Below are 18387 nucleotides of genomic sequence, written 5' to 3'. Positions count from 1 at the left end.
CGACGGCGTCTATCAGTCTGGGACAAACAGCCGGCGGGCCTCTTCGAAGCAGGCATCCGCCAGTGCGGAGCGGGGTTGGCCGCGGCGCTGGATGAGCCCCAGCGGCGCCAGGGTGTGGGCGTGCTCGATGGGCAGCAGCGCGAGGTGTTCGGTGAGTTCGTCGAGGCCACTGGCGAGCGGCATGATGGCGCAGCACAGGCCGACGTTGACCGCCTGCAGCAGCTGGTGCACGGCGTCGGTCTCCAGGCGCGGCTGCGGCGCGAGGCCCCGGCTGCGGAAGCCGTGGTCGATCGATTGGCGGAAGTGCATGCCGGCCGAGAGCAGGCCCAGGGGCAAGCCGGCGAGGGCCTCCCAGGTCAGTTGCGGGGCGTCGAAGGCGAAGTGGCGGCGGTCGTGCAGCAGGCCCATGCGGGTGTCGGCGACTTCCAGGCTGTCGAAGTGTTCGCGATCGAGGCGGTCCAGGTAGGAGAGGCCGAGGTCGAGCTGGTTGCGTGCCAGGCGCTCGAGGATCTGCTCGGAGCTGAGGGCGAACAACTGGAAGCGCAGGTCGGGATGCTGCCCGGCGAAGGCCTGGACCAGGCGCATGGGGTCGTAGCCGGCCAGGGGCACTACGCCCAGGCGCAGGGTGCCGACCAGGTGGCCGCGGCAGGCGGCTGCCTCGGCGTGCAGGCCGTCATGGGCGGCGAGCAGGGTGCGCGCCCAGGCGAGCACGCGCTGGCCGGCATCGGTGAAGCCTTCGAAGCGCTGGCCGCGCTGCACCAGTTCCAGGCCCAGCTCCTCTTCCAGGCTGCGCAGGCGCATGGACAGGGTGGGCTGGGTGACGTGGCAACGCGCGGCGGCCTGGCCGAAGTGGCGGGTCTCGTCGAGGGCGACGAGGAACTTGAGCTGCTTGATGTCCATGGTCGCTCCCGCCGGGCTAGAGCCCGGCCACCAGTTCGCGGTAGCCGTCGACCGCTGCGAATTCCTCGGTGTCCTTGAGCGCGCCCCGGCTGTCGGGCTGCAGCACCGCCAGCAGGTGGGCGACGCCGTGGGCGCGGGCGCTGCGCAGGATCGGCAGGCTGTCGTCGATGAACAGCGTGCGCGCCGGGTCGAAGGGCGAGTCCTGCTGCAGGGCGTGCCAGAACTGCTGGTCTTCCTTGGGGAAGCCGTAGTCGTGGGAGCTGATCAGGCGATCGAACCAGGGGGCCAGTTCGACCCGTTCCATCTTCAGCGACAGCGAGTCGCGGTGGGCGTTGGTGATCAGCACCACGCGCTTGCCGGCTCGGCGCAGGGCGGCGAGGAAGTGGTCGGCGTCGGGGCGCAGGGCGATCAGGTCGGCGACCTCGCGCTTGAGGTCGCGGATCGACAGCTTCAGCTCGCGGCTCCAGAAGTCCGTGCAATACCAGTTGAGCTGGCCGGCGTGGTGCTTGAACAGCGGCACCAGTTCGGCGTCGGCCGCCTCGCGGCTGATGCCGTGGTGATCGGCGTAGCGCTGGGGCAGGTATTCCAGCCAGAAGTGGTTGTCGAAATGCAGGTCGAGGAGGGTGCCGTCCATGTCCAGCAGGACGGTGTCGATGGCGGACCAGTTGAGCTGTGGCATGCGTGTCCGGGGCTGTAGGTGGGAGGGCTGTCGCGATTGCACCGTGGACGGTCGTCGGCGTGCAATCTCCTACGCAGATAATCGGAAAAGCCGGGGTATGATAACCCGCCGGTCATGCCAAGGAGTTCCGTTATGCGTCAGAAGCCCACCGTGCTCGCCCGCGAGATCGTCGCCAGCAGCCGCCTGTTCCGTGTCGAGGAGCTGCAGCTGCGCTTCTCCAACGGTGTCGAGCGCACCTACGAGCGCCTGGTGGGCAAGGGCTCCGGCTATGGCGCGGTGATGGTGGTGGCGATGGTGGACGCCGAGCACGTGCTGCTGGTGGAGGAGTACTGCGCCGGCACCGACGACTACCAGCTGTCGCTGCCCAAGGGGCTGATCGAGCCGGGCGAGGACGTGCTGGTGGCGGCCGACCGCGAACTCAAGGAAGAGGCGGGATACGGCGCACGCAAGCTGGAGCTGCTGACCGAGCTGTCGCTGTCGCCGGGCTACATGAGCCAGAAGATCCAGGTGGTGCTGGCCCGTGACCTTTATGAAGAGCGCCTGCCGGGCGACGAGCCCGAGCCGCTGGGCGTGGAGAAGATCAGCCTGCGCGAGATCGCGAGCCTGGTGCAGCACCCGCAGTTCAGCGAGGGGCGCGCCCTGGCGGCGCTCTACCTGGCCCGCGACCTGCTGGGCCAGCGCGGGGAGTTCCCCGCATGAGCCACCCGCTGCTGCCTGCCGTCATCGAACTGGTCGGCCTCGCCGGCCAGGCCATCCTGCCGTTCTGGCGCGCGGACGTCGCCGTGGTCGAGAAGGCCGATGCGTCTCCCGTCACCGCCGCCGACCTGGCTGCCCACCGGATCCTCGCCGACGGCCTGGCAGCGCTGGATGCCGGCATCCCGGTGCTTTCCGAGGAAGCGGCGGACATTCCCCTCGCCGAGCGCGCCGCCTGGGAGCGCTGGTGGCTGGTCGACCCGCTGGATGGCACCAAGGAATTCATCTCCGGCTCCGATGAGTTCACCGTCAACGTCGCGCTGATCGAGCGTGGGCGGGTGGTCTTCGGCGTCGTCGGCGTGCCGGTCACCGGCCGCTGCTACCTGGGTGGCGCGGGCCTGGGTGCCTGGCGCATCGACGCGGGCGTGCGCGAGCCGATCGCGGTGCGCGTGGCGCCTGCACAGGCCTTCACCCTGGTGGCCAGCAAGCGCCATTCGAGTCCCGCGCAGGAACGCCTGCTGGCCGGGCTGGGGGAGCGCTTCGGGGAATTGCAGCTGGCCAATATCGGCAGCTCGCTGAAGTTCTGCCTGCTGGCCGAAGGGGCGGCGGATTGCTACCCGCGCCTGGCGCCCACCTCGCAGTGGGACACCGCCGCCGCGCAGGGCGTGCTGGAGGGCGCCGGTGGCGAGGTGCTCGACCTGGCCGGCGAACCGCTGGGCTACGCGGCCCGCGAATCCTTCCTCAACCCGTCCTTCCTGGCGTTGCCGGCGGCCGCCGCTTGGCGTGGCGAGCTGCTGGAGCTGGCGCGCGCCCTGGATTGATCAGAGCGGGGGCGAATGAATTGTGAGCTAAGTGTTGCTGGAAGGTTTTTGGCCACGCCGGTTGCCGAGTTTTGCTGATGGTTTCTGTTTCGCCTTGCCGGGCGAGTCCCTTTTCCAATCGTTGAAAAGGAACCAAAAAACTTGCCCCTGCATACGGCCCGACTGCGTCGGGTTCCCTCGCTCCATCATCGTTTCAGGGGCACGCCGCGAAGGCCCATCCCTGGCCCATCGCGGCTCTCGCGACATCCATGTCGCTCAACCCCTGAAACGACGATTGCGCTCGGCCTCCTGAAAGGGGCGTTTGGCTGCTGCTCCAACATTGATGCTCATGCTTCATATTGATGTGCGCATCGCCACTTTGCCTGCGCTGCGGCCGGCGGCTTTTGTAGGATGGCGTAGAGCGAAGCGAAACCCATCGCTCCACCCGCTCTTCGGCTCCGGATCAGTCGAGCATGTCCTTGAAGCGTTCGTCCTTGCCGTAGAGCAGCGGCTGGGCGAAGCCGGGGACCTTGATGCCTTCGGCGGTGACTTCCAGGGCCTTGTCGTCGATCAGGTCGTTGCCGAAGTTGTAGATGATGTCCAGCTCGCCCTTGAGCGCGCGCTCGTCGTACTGGCGGGCGGCGGCGCGGGTGGCTTCGCGCTTCTCGCAGTAGTCGGCGAAGGCTTTCTCGCCGTGGCGCTTGCGCAGCATGTTCTCGGTCAGGCGCGGCGAGATCACCACGCCGCTGGCGTTGTTGCCGCCAAAACCCTTCGAGTTGACGAAGCAGATGTCCAGGTTGCGCTGCTCCATGTGCTGGTCGCGGGTGGAGATCGACAGGTGCTGCTGGTGCACGTCGTCGGCGACCCGGTCGATGGTCTTGATGCCCGGCAGGATGCCGTAGCGGAAGGTGCCGAGGGCCGAGACCACCTGGTCGCCGCTGGCGGTGGCCAGGCTGTGGCCGACGAAGGCCTTGACCGCGGTGATGGGCCAGGACTCGATGCCGAAGGCGGCGGCGACGCGGTCCAGCAGTTCGGACTCGGTGACGCGGTTGGCCGGGGTGCTGGAGCCGTGGGCGTGGACGAAGCTGTGCTGGCGCACGGTCTCGCTGCCGAACAGCTGGGTGGCGCTGGCCACGGCCTTGGCCAGGGTCAGGTAGTTGCCCGGGCCGGGGGCGGAGATGGATTTCTTGAAGCCGTCGGCGTTGATGAAGACGTCGGTCACTGCGCCATGGATATCGGCACCCAGCTCCAGGGCCAGGGCGTCGTCCATCAGCACCACGTACTGGCTGGACTCGGCCAGGGTGAAGCCGCAGTTCTCGCCGAAGGGGCGGCTGGCACGGCGGAAGTCCACGTCCTCGCGGCCGCCGACCTGGCGCAGGCCGTCCTCGGTGGCCAGGGCGCCCATGGCGCCGTAGCCGTCGATGCATTCCTGGTTGATAGGCGCCTCGGCGTTGCCCACCAGGGCGACCCGCGCGCGGCCGGAGCCGATCAGCTCGATGGCCTTCTGCAGGTTGTAGAGGAAGGTGGCGCAGGCGCCGGTGACGCTGCCGGTGGTGCCGACGCTGCCCAGCACGTAGGCGTTGATGAAGTCGGCGGGCATGGTGTTCAGGCCCAGCGGCAGTTGCTTGGCGGTGACGCGGCCACCCTTGAGGCGCGACTGCATCAGGCCGCCGAAACCGTTCTCGTCGAGCTGGCTCATGATGCTGCCGGAGAACACCGCGACCTCGTCGGGTTGCACCCGGTCGACGATGCGCTGCCAGGGCAGGCCGATGGAGCGGATGGCGTCGGTGGCGGCGACCACGGACATCTGCAGGCCGCGCGGGTGGAAGCGCGAGTTGTACAGCTCGCCCGGCTCGAAGCCGGTGGGCAGCTGGCCGGCGGATTTGACCGGCAGGGCGCGGAAGCTCTCGACCTTGAACTCGGTGGCGTCATTGAGGGTGACGCGCACCTCGCCGGACTCCAGCGGCTCGACCGACCAGCTGGCCGGCAGCGGTTCGGGCAACTGCTTGCGCGAGGTGACGAAGCGGATGCTGGAGCCCGGTTCGGCGGCGACGCCGATGCTCTTCTGCCAGGGGGCGGCGTCGACGTCCAGGTGCTGCTTCTCGATGCGGCGCACCAGGGTCGAGGTGAGGAGGCGTTCACCGAAGCGCGACTCGATGTCGGCCAGGCTCAGCGGCGCGCCGTCGGCGTCCAGGTACTGGCCATCGACCACTGTCACCAGCTTGGTCATCACCGCCAGGCCGGCCAGGGTCTCCTGGCGCGCGGCGGCGTCGACGGACTCGATCACGGTACGGCGGAAGCCATGGTGGAACGAGCTTCGGCCCGCTGCGTTGTAACCGCCGAAACCAACGATGACCGGAAGTCGAGACATGACGCGGGAACTCCTCAAATAGACCATTTCGTGACCGGGGCCGGGCCGAGCGCGGTGAAGAGGGGCCATGACGACCGCGGGTGCGGCTGGCCAGGGAACGCGTCGGGGATGTCCGGCCACCGTGGACGAACCAGGTGGCAGCTCGAAAGATTCGAATGCCTAACCTGACGCGGCAGCTGACCGTCGAGTCACTTGAGGATTGATCGGTACTGCCCGTGTGCATGGGCGCCAGGTGTGGTCGCGAGGGCGGGCGGGAGGAGTCGGGGCCGCCTGCACGGCCCCGTGGTCGGGGCTTCAGCGGTAGCTGATGCCCGGGTTGGCGGTGCTGACGCGGGTGCCGGCCTTGCCCTGGACGATGGCCTCGATATCGGCCAGGGAGCCGATCACCGCGACGCGCCCGGTGTTGCGGGCGAATTCGCTGGCGGCCTGGACCTTGGGTCCCATGGAGCCGGCGGCGAAGCCGAGGCGTTCGAGCTCATCCGGGTGGGCTTCGGCGATGGCCTTCTGGGTCGGCTTGCCCCAGTCGATGTAGGCGGCGTCGACGTCGGTGGCGATCACCAGCAGGTCGCTCTCCAGCTGCTGGGCCAGCAGCGCGGAGCACAGGTCCTTGTCGATCACCGCCTCGACGCCCTTGAGCTTGCCGTTGTCGTCATAGAACGTGGGGATGCCGCCGCCACCGGCGCAGATGACCACCGAGCCCTTCTCCAGCAGCCACTTTACCGGGCGGATCTCGAAGATCTGCTTGGGCCGGGGGCTGGCGACCACACGACGGAACTTGTCGCCGTCGGGGGCGATGGCCCAGCCTTTTTCCGCGGCCAGGCGCTCGGCCTCTTCCCTGGAGTACACCGGGCCGATGGGCTTGGTGGGGTTCTGGAAGGCGGGGTCCTTGGCGTCCACTTCCACCTGGGTGAGCAGCGTGGCGAAGGGCACCTCGAAGGGCAGCAGGTTGCCCAGTTCCTGTTCGATCATGTAGCCGATCATGCCCTCGGTCTCGGCGCCGAGGACGTCCAGCGGGTAGGTGCCGACCGCCGTGTAGGCGGCGCCCTGGAGGGCCAGGAGGCCAACCTGGGGACCGTTGCCATGGGCGACCACCAGTTCGTTGCCGGGCTGGATCTTGGCGATCTGCTCGGCGGCGATGCGCACGTTGATGCGCTGGTTCTCCGCAGTCATGGGCTCGCCACGGCGCAGCAGGGCGTTGCCGCCCAATGCGACGACTATTCGCATGATTGTTCTCCTGTTGCGGTGGAGAAGGAGCGATAGGCTGCTCCTTCTCCGGTATCAGGGACATTCCAGGACGCCACAGGGATGATGGCGCGCAGTGCCGCCGACAACGCCAGCGCCCCTGTGGCGAACTGGAATCAGACGTCGGCGAGGGTCGAGACCAGGATCGCCTTGATGGTGTGCATGCGGTTCTCCGCCTGCTCGAAGGCGATGCAGGCCGGGGACTCGAACACGTCGTCGGTCACCTCGATGCCGTTGGCCAGGTGCGGGTACTGCTCGGCGATCTGCTTGCCGACCTTGGTATCGCTGTTGTGGAAGGCCGGCAGGCAGTGCATGAACTTGGTCCGCGCGGTGCCGGAGGCTTTCATCATCTCGGCGTTGACCTGGTAGGGCAGCAGCAGCTTGATGCGTTCGCCCCAGGCTTCCACCGGCTCGCCCATGGAGACCCAGACGTCGGTGTGGATGAAGTCGACGCCCTTGACCGCCGCCTTGGGGTCTTCGGTGACGGTGATGCGCGCGCCGCTTTCCTCGGCGAATTGCTTGCACTGGGCGATGAAGTCGTCCTCCGGCCACAGCGCCTTGGGCGCGGCGATGCGCACGTCCATGCCCAGCTTGGCGCCGATCAGCAGCAGCGAGTTGCCCATGTTGTTGCGGGCATCGCCCAGGTAGGCGTAGCTGATGTCGTGCAGCGGCTTGTCGCTGTGCTCGCGCATGGTCAGCACGTCGGCGAGCATCTGGGTGGGGTGGTATTCGTCTGTCAGGCCGTTGAACACCGGGACGCCGGCGAACTTGGCCAGCTCTTCGACGATCTCCTGCTTGAAGCCGCGGTACTCGATGGCGTCGTACATGCGCCCGAGCACGCGGGCGGTGTCCTTCATGGTCTCCTTGTGGCCGATCTGCGAGGAGTTGGGGTCGATGTAGGTGACGTTGGCGCCCTGGTCATAGGCGGCGACCTCGAAGGCGCAGCGGGTGCGGGTGGAGGTCTTCTCGAAGATCAACGCGATGTTCTTGCGTTTCAGGTGCTGCTGCTCGGTGCCGGTGTACTTGGCGCGCTTCAGGTCGCGGGAGAGGTCCAGCAGGTAGCGCAGCTCGCGGGTGCTGTGGTGCATCAGGCTGAGCAGGTTGCGGTTGTGCATGTTGAAAGCCATGGTCTTTCTCCTTTTGGGCAGGTCGGAATCCAGGCCCCGTCAGAACAGCTCGTGGCTGGCGGGGCGGGCGGCCGCGGGTGACGGCCGCCGGGGTTCGGCTTCTTGGATCAATAGTCGATCGGGTCGCGCAGGATCGGGCAGGTCATGCAGTGGCCACCGCCACGGCCGCGGCCGAGTTCGCTGGCGCTGATGGTCACCACCTCGACACCGGCCTTGCGCAGCTGGGTGTTGGTGTAGGTGTTGCGGTCATAGCCGACCACCACGCCGGGCTCCAGGCAGACGACGTTGTTGCCGTCGTCCCACTGCTCGCGCTCGGCCTCGAAGCTGTCGCCGCCGGTCTGCACCACGCGCAGCTGCTTGAGCCCGAGGGACTCGGCGACCACGTCGATGAAGCTCTTCTCCTCGCGGCGGATGTCGATGCCGTAGGGACGGCTTTCGTCCGGGCGCAGGATGAAGGGGACGATCTCCTTGACCACTTCCGGGAAGACCGTGACCAGGTCGCGGTCGCAGAAGGTGAAGACGGTGTCCAGGTGCATGGCCGCGCGGGACTTCGGCAGGCCGGCGACCACCACTTTCTGTGCCGCGCCCTTGGCGAACAGCGACTGGGCCAGCTGGCCGATGGCCTGGCGCGAGGTGCGCTCGCCCATGCCGATGAGCACCACGCCATTGCCGATGGGCATCACGTCGCCGCCTTCGAGGGTGGCGCTGCCGTGGTCCTGGTCGGGGTCGCCGTACCAGACTTCGAACTCGGCGTTGGTGAACTCGGGGTGGAACTTGTAGATGGCTGTGGTGAGCAGGGTTTCCTGGCGTCGCGCCGGCCAGTACATCGGGTTGAGCGTCACGCCGCCGTAGATCCAGCAGGTGGTGTCGCGGGTGAACTGGGTGTTGGGCAGCGGCGGCAGGATGAAGCTGGAATGGCCCAGGTAGTCGCGGTACATCTTGACCGCGCTGACGCCCTCGCTGTCCGGCAGGTCGGAGCCCGCGACCCCGCCGATGAGGAACTCGGCGAGTTTGCGTGGCTCAAGGCCCTCGAGCCAGGAGCGCACTTCGTTGGTCAGGCCGATGCCGACCTGGTTGGCGGTGATCTTGCGGTCGAGGATCCATTTCAGGGCCTCGGGGTTCTGCACGATGTCGGTGAGCAGGTTGTGCATCTCCATCACCTCGACGCCGCGCTCGCGCATCTTGGTGACGAAGTCGAAGTGGTCGCGCTTGGCCTGGTTGACCCAGATGACGTCATCGAACAGCAGCTCGTCGCAGTTGTTGGGGGTCAGGCGCATATGGGCCAGACCGGGCGAGCAGACCATCACCTTATGCAGTTTGCCGGCTTCGGAATGAACGCCGAGTTTGACTTTGGACATGGCAGGTCTCCTTACGAGTTACAGAGTCAGGAAGCCGTCGTAGAGGCCGTAGGCCGCCACGAGCGCGCCGATTACCACGGCGGCGAAGATCAGCTTCTCAACGTTGGTGAAGATGGGTTGGCCGAGCTCGTGCTTGGCCTTGGCGAAGAGGATCGCGCCAGGGGCGTAGAGCAGGGCCGAGAGCAGCAGGTACTTCACGCCGCCGGCGTAGAGCAGCCAAACGGCGTAGACCAGGGCGACGGCGGCGATGGCCAGGTCCTTGTTGCGGTCACGGCCGTCCGTCTCGTAGGTCTCGCCACGGATCGGCAGCAGCAGGGCGTAGGCGGCGGACCAGAAGTAGGGCACCAGGATCATCGAGGTCGCCAGGTAGATCAGCGACAGGTAGGTGCTGGCGCTGAACAGCGTGACGATGAGGAACAGCTGGACCATGGCGTTGGTCAGCCACAGGGCGTTGGCCGGCACATGGTTGGCGTTCTCGCGACGGAGGAACTCCGGCATCGTGTGGTCCTTGGCGGCGGCGAAGAGGATCTCCGCGCACAGCAGCACCCAGGACAGCAGGGCACCGACCAGGGAGATGATCAGGCCGACGCTGATCAGCACCGCGCCCCAGTGGCCGACCACGTGCTCCAGCACCGCCGCCATGGACGGGTTCTGCAGCTTGGCCAGTTCAGGCTGGGTCATGATGCCGAGCGACAGCACGTTCACCAGCACCAGCAACAGCAGCACGGTGACGAAGCCGATGATGGTGGCCTTGCCGACATCGCTGCGCTTCTCGGCGCGGGCGGAGAAGATGCTCGCGCCCTCGATGCCGATGAACACCCAGACGGTGACCAGCATCATGTTGCGCACCTGGTTCATCACGCTGCCGAGCTCGGGGTTCATCGAGCCCCAGATGTCGGCGGTGAAGATGTCCAGCTTGAAGGCGAACAGGCAGATGAGGATGAACAGGAACAGCGGCACGATCTTGGCGACCGTGGTCACCAGGTTGATGAACGCTGCCTCCTTGATCCCGCGCAGCACCAGGAAATGCACGGCCCAGAGCACCACCGAGGCACCGATGATGGCCGCCGGGGTGTTGCCTTCGCCGAAGATCGGGAAGAAGTAGCCGAGGGTGCTGAACAGCAGGACGAAGTAGCCGACGTTGCCCAGCCAGGCGCTGATCCAGTAGCCCCAGGCCGAGGAGAAACCCATGTAGTCGCCGAAGCCGGCCTTGGCGTAGGCGTACACGCCGCCGTCGAGATCGGGCTTGCGATTGGCCAGGGTCTGGAAGACGAAGGCCAGGGTCAGCATGCCGACGGCGGTGATGCCCCAGCCGATGAGGATGGCGCCGACATCGGCACTGGCTGCCATGTTCTGCGGCAGCGAGAAGATACCGCCGCCGACCATCGAGCCAACTACCAGCGCCACCAAAGCGCCTAGTCGGAGTTTTTGGGTGGAGTCTGACATCTTGCACCTCCATTAGGAGTAGGAACTGTGCTTAGTTGGCTCTTCCTTTCGGGGAAGAGTTATGACGTAGGTCAATAGCTAGCTATCAATCCGCGCGGGACAATTTCCTTACAGGTTTCGGAGGGGGCGTGGCGGCTTCGGAGGCATGCTCGGAGCGAGCAATATAGGGGGTCGGCAAGCCATCCCAGGCGGCGCCCAGTTCAAACTAGTTGGTTTTTGTGACAGTTCAAGCTGTAAGAATTTGTTGTAAGAAACATGGCCAAATGCCATTTACTTATATCGGACTTATTCAAGTTTCACTTGATTTCGAATGGATATAAGCCGACTCGCCTGGAGGTTTCCTACATCAACTTTTCATAAGGGGTATCGAGCATGTTTCGACCTGGGCACCTGGTCGTCAGGCGGGATGGGGCGGGGCCTTGCCCTGGCTATTTCATCGACATGGATTACCAGCTCCGGCAGCGTGATCGCGAAACCTACGTGCACTTCGATCTGCGGGGGGAGGTGGCCGGGCGCGGCTTCCATGACACCTTCGAGCTGCATCGCGATGTCGCCTACAACTTCCTGCAGAGCACCTGCCGGCGCCTGCGACGGCATGGATTCCCCCCGCACCTGCGGATCACGGCGGGCATGCGTGGGGATTACGAGCGGGTGTTCGCCGACCTGCGCAGGCAATTGCACGCTGCGCCGGGGACACCGGTGGACTTGGGGCGCTTTCTTCTCGACAGGTCGCTTTGACGGGGTGGATACGACGAACCCGGCGCGAGGGCCGGGTCGACGTGGAAGGCGATGGGCTGATGGACCGCCGCCTGCCGCCAGGGCCGGGGAGGGCCGAGGCTGCGCTGGGGAAAGAAACCCGGTGGCGGCTTGTGGCCGCTGCGGGCGGGCATCCCGGGGAGGCGGGATGCCCTGGTTCAATGCCTTGGCATTGAGATGCGGTGCACGGAGCAAGGCCTGTGCCAGTGCCCGTGAATGCCGGGATTGCTGGCATCGGCCCGAGGGTATGGCTCCGGTCTGAGCGGAAGTCCGCCTATCAGTCCTGCTCGTCGGCGGGATTTCCGCCACCGAAGCTGAGGTTGTGCTTGCGCAGCTTGTCCGACAGCGTCTTGCGCGGCAGGCCCAGGGCCTCGGCGAGACTGCGCATGGAGTTGTGCGGGTTGCCCAGCTCCGCGAGGATCAGCGCCCGCTCGAAGGCTTCCACCTGCTCGCTCAGGCCGCCGCTGCTGGTGGGCAGCTCCGGCGCACCGTTGTCCAGGGCCAGGTCGAGGCCGAGGGCGAAGCGCTCGCCGGCGTTCTGCAGTTCGCGCACGTTGCCGGGCCAGTCATGGGTCAGCAGCAGGGCACGCTGCGAGCTGTCCAGCGTGCGCGGCTGGCTGCCGTGGCGCGCGGCGGCGGCTTCGGCGAAGTGCTGGAACAGCAGGAGGATGTCCTCGCCGCGCTCACGTAGCGGCGGGATGCGCAGGCTGGCGACGTTGAGGCGGTAGTAGAGGTCGGCACGGAAGCGGCCCTGGTCGGCGGCCTGGCGCAGGTCTTCCTTGGTGGCGGCGATGACGCGGATATCCAGCGGGATCAGCTGGTTGGCGCCGAGCCGTTCGACCACGCGCTCCTGCAACAGGCGCAGCAGCTTGACCTGCACGTCGGGGCTCATGCTCTCGATCTCGTCGAGGAACACGGTGCCGCCGTTGGCGTACTCGAACTTGCCGATGCGGCGCTTCTGCGCGCCGGTGAAGGCGCCCTGTTCGTGGCCGAAGAGCTCGCTCTCCACCACCGATTCCGCCAGGGCGCCGGCGTTGATGGCGACGAAGGGGCCGTCGCGGCGCGCGGACAGGTCGTGCAGCGCGCGGGCCACCACCTCCTTGCCGGCCCCGGTCTCGCCGAGGATCAGCACGTCGGCGCTGGTGCCGGCGAGGGCGCCGATCTGCTCGCGCAGGCGCTGGGCGGCAGCCGACTGGCCCACCAGGCGGGCGCTGAGCTGCTGGCGGTCGGAGAGGGCCAGGCGCAGGCTGCGGTTCTCCAGCACCAGGCGGCGCAGGTCGAGGGCGCGGCGCACGCTGTCGAGCAGGTCTTCGCTGGCGAAGGGCTTCTCCAGGAAGTCATAGGCACCGGCGCGCATGGCCTGCACGGCCAGGGGCACGTCGCCGTGGCCGGTGATCAGCAGCACGGGCAGCTGGGGGTCGCGCTCGTGAAGCTGGCGCAGCAGTTCGAGGCCGTCGACACCGGGCATGCGGATGTCGCTGACCACCACGCCCGGCCAGTCGGCGGGCAGGGTAGCGGCCAGGCCCTTGGCGTCGCCCAGGGTGGCGACCTTGAGGCCGGCGAGGTCGAGGGTCTGGCTCAGGGCCTGGCGCAGGTGCGGGTCGTCGTCGACCAGCAGGACCTGGGTGCCGGCTTCGAGTGGCTGGGTCATGCGGAATGGTCCTCGGGTGAGAGGGGGTTGGCGCCGGGGATGGCCGAGCGCAGGTGCAGGGTCAGCAGGGCGCCGCCTTCGGGGTGGTTGGCCAGCAGCAGTTCGCCGCCGAGGGCACGGATCAGGCTGTCGCAGATGGCCAGGCCGAGGCCCAGGCCCTGGGCACTGGTCTTGGTGGTGAAGAAGGGTTCGCGCGCGCGCTGCAGGGCTTCGCGGGTGAAGCCGGGGCCATTGTCGCGCAGGGTCAGGGTCACCCCGTCGGCATGGGCTTCGGCGCTGAGCCAGATGCGCCGTGGCTGCGGCTTCTCGCCCAGGGCGTCGAGGGCGTTGGCCAGCAGGTTGCCGAGCACCTGGCGCAGGCGGGTTTCGCCGGCCTGTACCCAGAGCTGGGCCTCGGGCATGTCGCGGATCAGTTCGACCTCCATCGCCCGGCGCCGCTTGGCCAGCAGCGCCAGGGCATCGTCGAGCGCAGGTTGCAGGGCGACGTTCTCCGGCGCGTGGCGGTCGCGCCGGGCGAAGGCGCGCAGGTGGGCGATGATCGAGGCCATGCGTCCGGTCAGCTCGCTGATCTGTCGCAGGTTGCCGCGGGCATCGTCATAGCGCCCATGGTCCAGCAGCACGCCGGCGTTGTCGGCATAGCTGCGGATGGCGGCCAGTGGCTGGTTGAGCTCGTGGCTGATGCTCGCGGACATGGTGCCGAGGGCGGAGAGCTTGCCGGCCTGCACCACTTCGTCCTGGGCGCGCACCAGCTCCTGCTGGGCCTGTTCGCGCTCCAGCACCTCGACCTTGAGCCGGCTGTTGAGGGCTTCGAGGTCCTGGGTGCGCTCCTGCACGCGCTGCTCCAGTTCGCGGCGGGCTCGGGTGTCCAGCGCGATGCGGTCGAGGTAGTGGCGGCGGCGCTGCATCATCAGGCCGAGCAGCAGCAGCAGGGCGAGCAGGGTGGCGGCGGCGATGGCGTCGGTGGTGCGCACCTGGCGGTCGACCAGGACCTGCGGCGCGAGGATGCTCACCGTCCAGCCGGTTTCACGGAGCTCGCGGCTCTGGGTGATCCACTCGCCGGGGCGCAGGCGGATCGGCTCGGGTGACTGGGTCGGGTAGGGCTGGTTGGCGGCGATGGCGGCGCGTTCGGCGTTGTCCAGCTCACGGGTGGCATGGAAGCGCCATTGCGGGCGTGAGGTGATGATCGCGACGCCGTTGGAGTCCGTCACCAGCAGCTGTTCCGGGGTGTTGCCCCAGAGCGATTCGGCGTCGTCCAGGTCGACCTTGACGACCAGGATGCCGATCACCGCCTGGCCCTCGCGCACGGGACTTGCGTAGAAGTAACCGCGCTTGCCGGAGGTGGTGCCGAGGCCGAAGAAGCGCCCCTGGCGGCCCTGCAGCGCTTCGCGGTAGTAGGGGCGGAAGGCGAAGTCGCGGCCGATGAAGCTGTCCGCCTTGTCCCAGTTGGAGGAACTGAGGGTGATGCCCTGGGGGTTCATCAGGTAGATGACGTCGGCGCCGGTCTCGTCGCGTACCTCGCTCAGCAACCGGTTGGCGGCTTCCAGGCGCGCCGGGTCGTGCGGCTCGGCCAGCTGGCTGCGCAGGGCGGGCAGGTCGGCGAGGATCGGCGGCAGGACTTCGAAGCGACGCAGGGTGCCCAGCAGGTTGGCGACGTAGAGGTCGAGGGTCTGCCGGTTCTGCTCGGCAAGGGCCTGGTTGTAGTAGCGCTCGGCCAGGTGATGTGCCGGCCACAGCAGGGGCGCCAGGACCAGGGCCAGCAGGACGAGGCTGCGCCAGCGGGGGCGATAGGGGAGGGCGTTGGCGGTCATGGGTGTCGGAATGCGCCGGGGATGCGGCGCATTATGACACCGGCGGGCTCAGCGAGGGTGACGCAGGCACTCGTCCAGGCCCTGGCGCCAGTCGGGCAGGGCGACGTCCCAGTCGCGCAGCAGCTTGCTGCCGTCCATCCGCGAGTTGAGTGGCCGCTGCGCCGGCGTCGGGTAGGCGCTGCTGGGGATGGGCTCCAGGCGGGCGCAGGGCTTGCCCTCGGCCATGAGCGTATCGGCGATGGCGTTGGCGAAGCCGAACCAGGAGGTCTCTCCGCCAGCGCTGAAGTGATAGGTGCCCCAGGCCTGGCGACCGTCCTGCCAGCGCTGGATCAGCGTGGCGGTGGCGGCGGCGATGTGGCCGGCCCAGGTGGGCGCGCCGACCTGGTCGTCCACCACGCGCAGGTGTTCGCGCTCCTGCAGCAGGCGCTGCATGGTGAGCAGGAAGTTGCGGCCGTGCAGGGAGTAGACCCAGCTGGTGCGCAGGATCAGGTGCGCACCGCCCACCGCGCGGATCGCCTCTTCCCCGGCCAGCTTGCTGCGACCGTAGACGCCCAGCGGGCTGGGCTGGTCGTCTTCGGTGTAGGGCGCGTTCTTGCTGCCGTCGAAGACGTAGTCGGTGGAGTAGTGGATCAGCGGCGCGCCCAGGGCGGCGGCCTCTTCGGCCAGCACGCCGGGGGCGCTGGCGTTGAGGGCGAAGGCGGCCTGGGGCTCGTTCTCGGCCTGGTCCACGGCGGTGTGGGCGGCGGCGTTGATGATCAGGTCGGGGCGCTCGGCACCTACCTGGCGGCGGATCGCGTCGCTGTCGGCGAGATCCAGGCGGTCGCGGCCGAGGACGAGCAGCTCGGCCCGGTCGGCGAGGGCCAGTTGCAGTTCCCGGGCGACCTGGCCGTTGTGGCCGGTGATGAGGATCTTCATGGGAATACGTCGGCCTCTTCGAGGCTCAGGCCGGCCTGATCCTTGGCGGAGAGCTGGGGCGCTTCGCTCAGTTGCCAGTCGATGGCGAGCGTCGGGTCGTCCCAGCGGATGCAGCGCTCGTGGGCCGGGGCGTAGTAGTCGGTGGTCTTGTAGAGGAACTCCGCGAACTCGCTGAGGACCACGAAACCGTGGGCGAAGCCTTCCGGGACCCAGAGCTGGCGCTTGTTCTCGGCAGAAAGGAGTACGGAGACCCAGCGGCCGAAGGTCGGCGAGCTGCGGCGCACGTCGACGGCGACGTCGAGCACCTCGCCGGCGGTGACCCGCACCAGCTTGCCCTGGGCTTGCTGCAGCTGATAGTGCAGGCCGCGCAGCACGCCTTTCTGCGAGCGCGAGTGGTTGTCCTGGACGAAGTCCCGCTTGAGGCCGGTGGCCTCTTCGAAGGTGCGGGCGTTGAAACTCTCCAAGAAGAAGCCGCGCTCGTCGCCGAAGACGCGGGGTTCGAGGATCAGCACGTCCGGCAGGTCGGTGGCGATGGCCTTCATGCCTGTTCTCCCGCCAGCTTGTAGAGGTACTGGCCGTAGCCGGTCTTGCCGAACGCCTTGGCGCGCTCCAGTAGCAGCGCCTTGTCGATCCAGCCGTTCTGGAAGGCGATCTCTTCCAGGCAGGCGACCTTGAGGCCCTGGCGGTGTTCGATGGTCTGCACGTACTGGGAGGCTTCCAGCAGGCTGTCGTGGGTGCCGGTGTCGAGCCAGGCGAAGCCGCGTCCGAGTTTCTCGACACGCAGGTCGCCGCGCTGCAGGTAGGCGTTGTTGACGTCGGTGATCTCCAGCTCGCCGCGGGGGGAGGGCTTCACCGCCTTGGCGATGTCGATGACGTCGTTGTCGTAGAAGTACAAGCCGGTGACGGCGTAGCTGGACTTGGGCTTGGCGGGCTTTTCTTCGATCGAGATGGCCTGGCCCTGGGCATCGAACTCGATGACGCCGAAGCGCTCCGGGTCGTTGACCCAGTAGCCGAATACGGTCGCGCCCATTTTGCCTTCGGCCGCGCGCTTGAGCTTCTCGGTGAAGTGCTGGCCGTGGAAGATGTTGTCACCGAGGATCAGGCAGACCGAGTCTCCCCCGATGAATTCCTCGCCGATCAGGAAGGCCTGGGCCAGGCCGTCCGGCGAGGGTTGCTCGGCGTAGCTGAAGCGCACGCCGAACTGGCTGCCGTCACCCAGCAGGTTGCGATATTGGGGCAGGTCCTGGGGGGTGGAGATGATCAGGATCTCGCGGATGCCGGCGAGCATCAGCACGGAGATGGGGTAGTAGATCATCGGCTTGTCGTAGATCGGCAGCAGCTGCTTGGACACGCCGAGGGTGATGGGGTGCAGGCGGGTGCCGGAGCCCCCGGCGAGGATGATGCCTTTCATGCTTGGGCTCCCAGGCGTTCGCGTTGGTAGCTGCCGTCCTGTACGCGGCGGCACCACTCCAGGTTGTCGAGGTACCACTGCACCGTCTTGCGCAGGCCGGTCTCGAAGGTTTCTTGTGGCCTCCAGCCCAGCTCGCGTTCGATCTTGCCGGCGTCGATGGCGTAGCGCAGGTCGTGGCCCGGGCGATCCTTGACGTGGGTGATCAGCTCCTCGAAGCGGGAGACGCCCTGGGGCCTGGCGGGTGCGAGCTCTTCCAGCAGCGCGCAGATGCCGCGCACCACATCGATGTTCTTCTGCTCGTTATGGCCGCCGATGTTGTAGGTTTCGCCGACCACACCACGGGTGACGACCTCGACCAGGGCGCGGGCGTGATCCTCGACGAACAGCCAGTCGCGCACCTGCAGGCCATCGCCATAGACCGGCAGCGGCTTGCCTTCGAGGGCATTGAGGATCATCAGCGGGATCAGCTTCTCGGGGAAGTGATAGGGGCCGTAGTTGTTGGAGCAATTGGTCAGCAGCACCGGCAGGCCATAGGTGCGGTTCCAGGCGCGGACCAGGTGATCGGATGCCGCCTTGCTCGCCGAATAGGGGGAGCTGGGGGCATAGGGCGTGGTCTCGGTGAACAGGTCGTCCACGCCATGCAGGTCGCCATACACCTCGTCGGTGGAGATGTGATGGAAGCGGAAGGCGGCCTTGCGCTCGGCATCCAGTCCGGACCAGTAGGCGCGGGTGCTTTCCAGCAGCGAATAGGTACCGACGATGTTGGTCTGGATGAACTCGGCGGGGCCGTCGATGGAGCGATCGACATGGGACTCGGCCGCCAGGTGCATGATGGCGTCGGGCTGGAAGCGCTGCAGGGCGGCGCCTACGGCGGCGCTGTCGGCGATATCGGCCTTGAGGAACTGGTAGCGGGGGTTCTCCGCGACACTGGCCAGGGACTCGAGGTTGCCGGCGTAGGTCAGCTTGTCGAGGTTGAGAACTTCGTGATCGGTATGGACCAGCAGATGCCGGACGAGTGCGGAGCCAATGAAGCCGGCTCCGCCGGTGATGAGGATGCGCATGACTTAGCCTGGAAAAAGAACAGATTATATCTACCGTTCCGACGTTATCTCCAGGCCGCCCATTTTCAGCGTCTCAGGCATAAAAAAGCCCCGCATCACTGCGGGGCTTTTTCATGTTTTGGTGCCGGCACCAGGAATCGAACCCGGGACCTACTGATTACAAGTCAAG

16 protein-coding genes are annotated in these 18387 nt (G+C 67.2%); 3 read left to right on the top strand and 13 right to left on the bottom strand.

Going from position 1 to position 18387, the window contains the following annotated elements; genetic code table 11:
• Positions 1-12: 12 nt before the first annotated feature.
• Together HSX14_RS29115 and yrfG are read right to left on the bottom strand one after the other, a co-directional pair.
• Positions 13-900, bottom strand: a complete 888-nt coding sequence (locus tag HSX14_RS29115) for a LysR family transcriptional regulator (protein WP_173178604.1) — start codon at positions 898-900, stop codon at positions 13-15.
• Between the two features lie 16 nt (positions 901-916).
• Complete coding sequence (gene yrfG / locus HSX14_RS29110; RefSeq protein WP_173178605.1) at positions 917-1579, bottom strand: GMP/IMP nucleotidase; 663 nt, start codon at positions 1577-1579, stop codon at positions 917-919.
• A 132-nt stretch (positions 1580-1711) separates the two neighbouring features.
• On the opposite strand from yrfG, the gene nudE reads away from it, so the two are divergent.
• Both nudE and cysQ read left to right on the top strand, forming a co-directional pair.
• Positions 1712-2278 carry an ADP compounds hydrolase NudE gene (gene nudE / locus HSX14_RS29105; protein ID WP_173178606.1) on the top strand — a complete coding sequence of 189 codons (567 nt, stop codon included), beginning with the start codon at positions 1712-1714 and terminating at the stop codon, positions 2276-2278.
• Positions 2275-3093 carry a 3'(2'),5'-bisphosphate nucleotidase CysQ gene (cysQ, locus tag HSX14_RS29100; RefSeq protein WP_173178607.1) on the top strand — a complete coding sequence of 273 codons (819 nt, stop codon included), beginning with the start codon at positions 2275-2277 and terminating at the stop codon, positions 3091-3093. Before nudE ends, cysQ begins: the two co-directional genes overlap by 4 nt.
• 442 nt (positions 3094-3535) lie before the next feature.
• Here the strand turns inward: cysQ and HSX14_RS29095 are convergent, their stop codons facing one another.
• The 5 genes from HSX14_RS29095 to arcD all read right to left on the bottom strand — a co-directional run bounded on the left by HSX14_RS29095 (position 3536) and on the right by arcD (position 10616).
• A complete protein-coding gene (locus tag HSX14_RS29095) occupies positions 3536-5443 on the bottom strand; it encodes a beta-ketoacyl synthase (protein WP_173178608.1) in 1908 nt (635 codons plus the stop codon).
• A 294-nt stretch (positions 5444-5737) separates the two neighbouring features.
• The gene (gene arcC, locus HSX14_RS29090) at positions 5738-6667 is read right to left on the bottom strand and encodes a carbamate kinase (protein WP_173178609.1); all 930 of its coding nucleotides are present in this window, start codon (positions 6665-6667) and stop codon (positions 5738-5740) included.
• Positions 6668-6801: 134 nt separating this feature from the next.
• Positions 6802-7812 (bottom strand): ornithine carbamoyltransferase, encoded by a 1011-nt coding sequence (locus HSX14_RS29085; RefSeq protein WP_173178610.1) that lies wholly within the window; start codon positions 7810-7812, stop codon positions 6802-6804.
• 107 nt (positions 7813-7919) lie between these two features.
• On the bottom strand, positions 7920-9170 hold the full coding sequence (gene arcA, locus HSX14_RS29080) for an arginine deiminase (RefSeq protein ID WP_111260772.1): 1251 nt from the start codon (positions 9168-9170) through the stop codon (positions 7920-7922).
• Between the two features lie 18 nt (positions 9171-9188).
• Positions 9189-10616 carry an arginine-ornithine antiporter gene (arcD, locus tag HSX14_RS29075; RefSeq protein ID WP_111260771.1) on the bottom strand — a complete coding sequence of 476 codons (1428 nt, stop codon included), beginning with the start codon at positions 10614-10616 and terminating at the stop codon, positions 9189-9191.
• A gap of 372 nt (positions 10617-10988) precedes the next feature.
• On the opposite strand from arcD, the gene HSX14_RS29070 reads away from it, so the two are divergent.
• A complete protein-coding gene (locus HSX14_RS29070) occupies positions 10989-11354 on the top strand; it encodes a DUF5064 family protein (RefSeq protein WP_173178611.1) in 366 nt (121 codons plus the stop codon).
• 295 nt (positions 11355-11649) lie between these two features.
• Here the strand turns inward: HSX14_RS29070 and HSX14_RS29065 are convergent, their stop codons facing one another.
• From HSX14_RS29065 to rfbB, 6 genes are read right to left on the bottom strand one after another with little or no spacing between them, the layout of a single operon-like run.
• On the bottom strand, positions 11650-13023 hold the full coding sequence (locus tag HSX14_RS29065; RefSeq protein ID WP_173178612.1) for a sigma-54-dependent transcriptional regulator: 1374 nt from the start codon (positions 13021-13023) through the stop codon (positions 11650-11652).
• Entirely contained in the window at positions 13020-14831 is a 1812-nt protein-coding gene (locus HSX14_RS29060; protein ID WP_173178613.1) for a sensor histidine kinase, read from the bottom strand. The genes HSX14_RS29065 and HSX14_RS29060 overlap by 4 nt, the downstream gene beginning before the upstream one ends.
• 48 nt (positions 14832-14879) lie before the next feature.
• Positions 14880-15746 carry a dTDP-4-dehydrorhamnose reductase gene (gene rfbD / locus HSX14_RS29055; RefSeq protein WP_173178614.1) on the bottom strand — a complete coding sequence of 289 codons (867 nt, stop codon included), beginning with the start codon at positions 15744-15746 and terminating at the stop codon, positions 14880-14882.
• Positions 15743-16288: a dTDP-4-dehydrorhamnose 3,5-epimerase gene (rfbC, locus tag HSX14_RS29050; RefSeq protein WP_173178615.1), complete on the bottom strand. Its 546-nt coding sequence runs from the start codon at positions 16286-16288 to the stop codon at positions 15743-15745. The genes rfbD and rfbC overlap by 4 nt, the downstream gene beginning before the upstream one ends.
• Complete coding sequence (rfbA, locus tag HSX14_RS29045; RefSeq protein ID WP_173178616.1) at positions 16285-17157, bottom strand: glucose-1-phosphate thymidylyltransferase RfbA; 873 nt, start codon at positions 17155-17157, stop codon at positions 16285-16287. The genes rfbC and rfbA overlap by 4 nt, the downstream gene beginning before the upstream one ends.
• A complete protein-coding gene (rfbB, locus tag HSX14_RS29040) occupies positions 17154-18218 on the bottom strand; it encodes a dTDP-glucose 4,6-dehydratase (RefSeq protein WP_173178617.1) in 1065 nt (354 codons plus the stop codon). The genes rfbA and rfbB overlap by 4 nt, the downstream gene beginning before the upstream one ends.
• Between the last annotated feature and the right edge of the window lie 169 nt (positions 18219-18387).

The organism is Pseudomonas tohonis, from assembly GCF_012767755.2.
In the GTDB taxonomy this organism is placed as follows: Bacteria; Pseudomonadota; Gammaproteobacteria; order Pseudomonadales; family Pseudomonadaceae; genus Metapseudomonas; species Metapseudomonas tohonis.
Note: the sequence above shows the minus strand (reverse complement) of the source record. Positions and strands in the feature narration are given on the sequence as shown.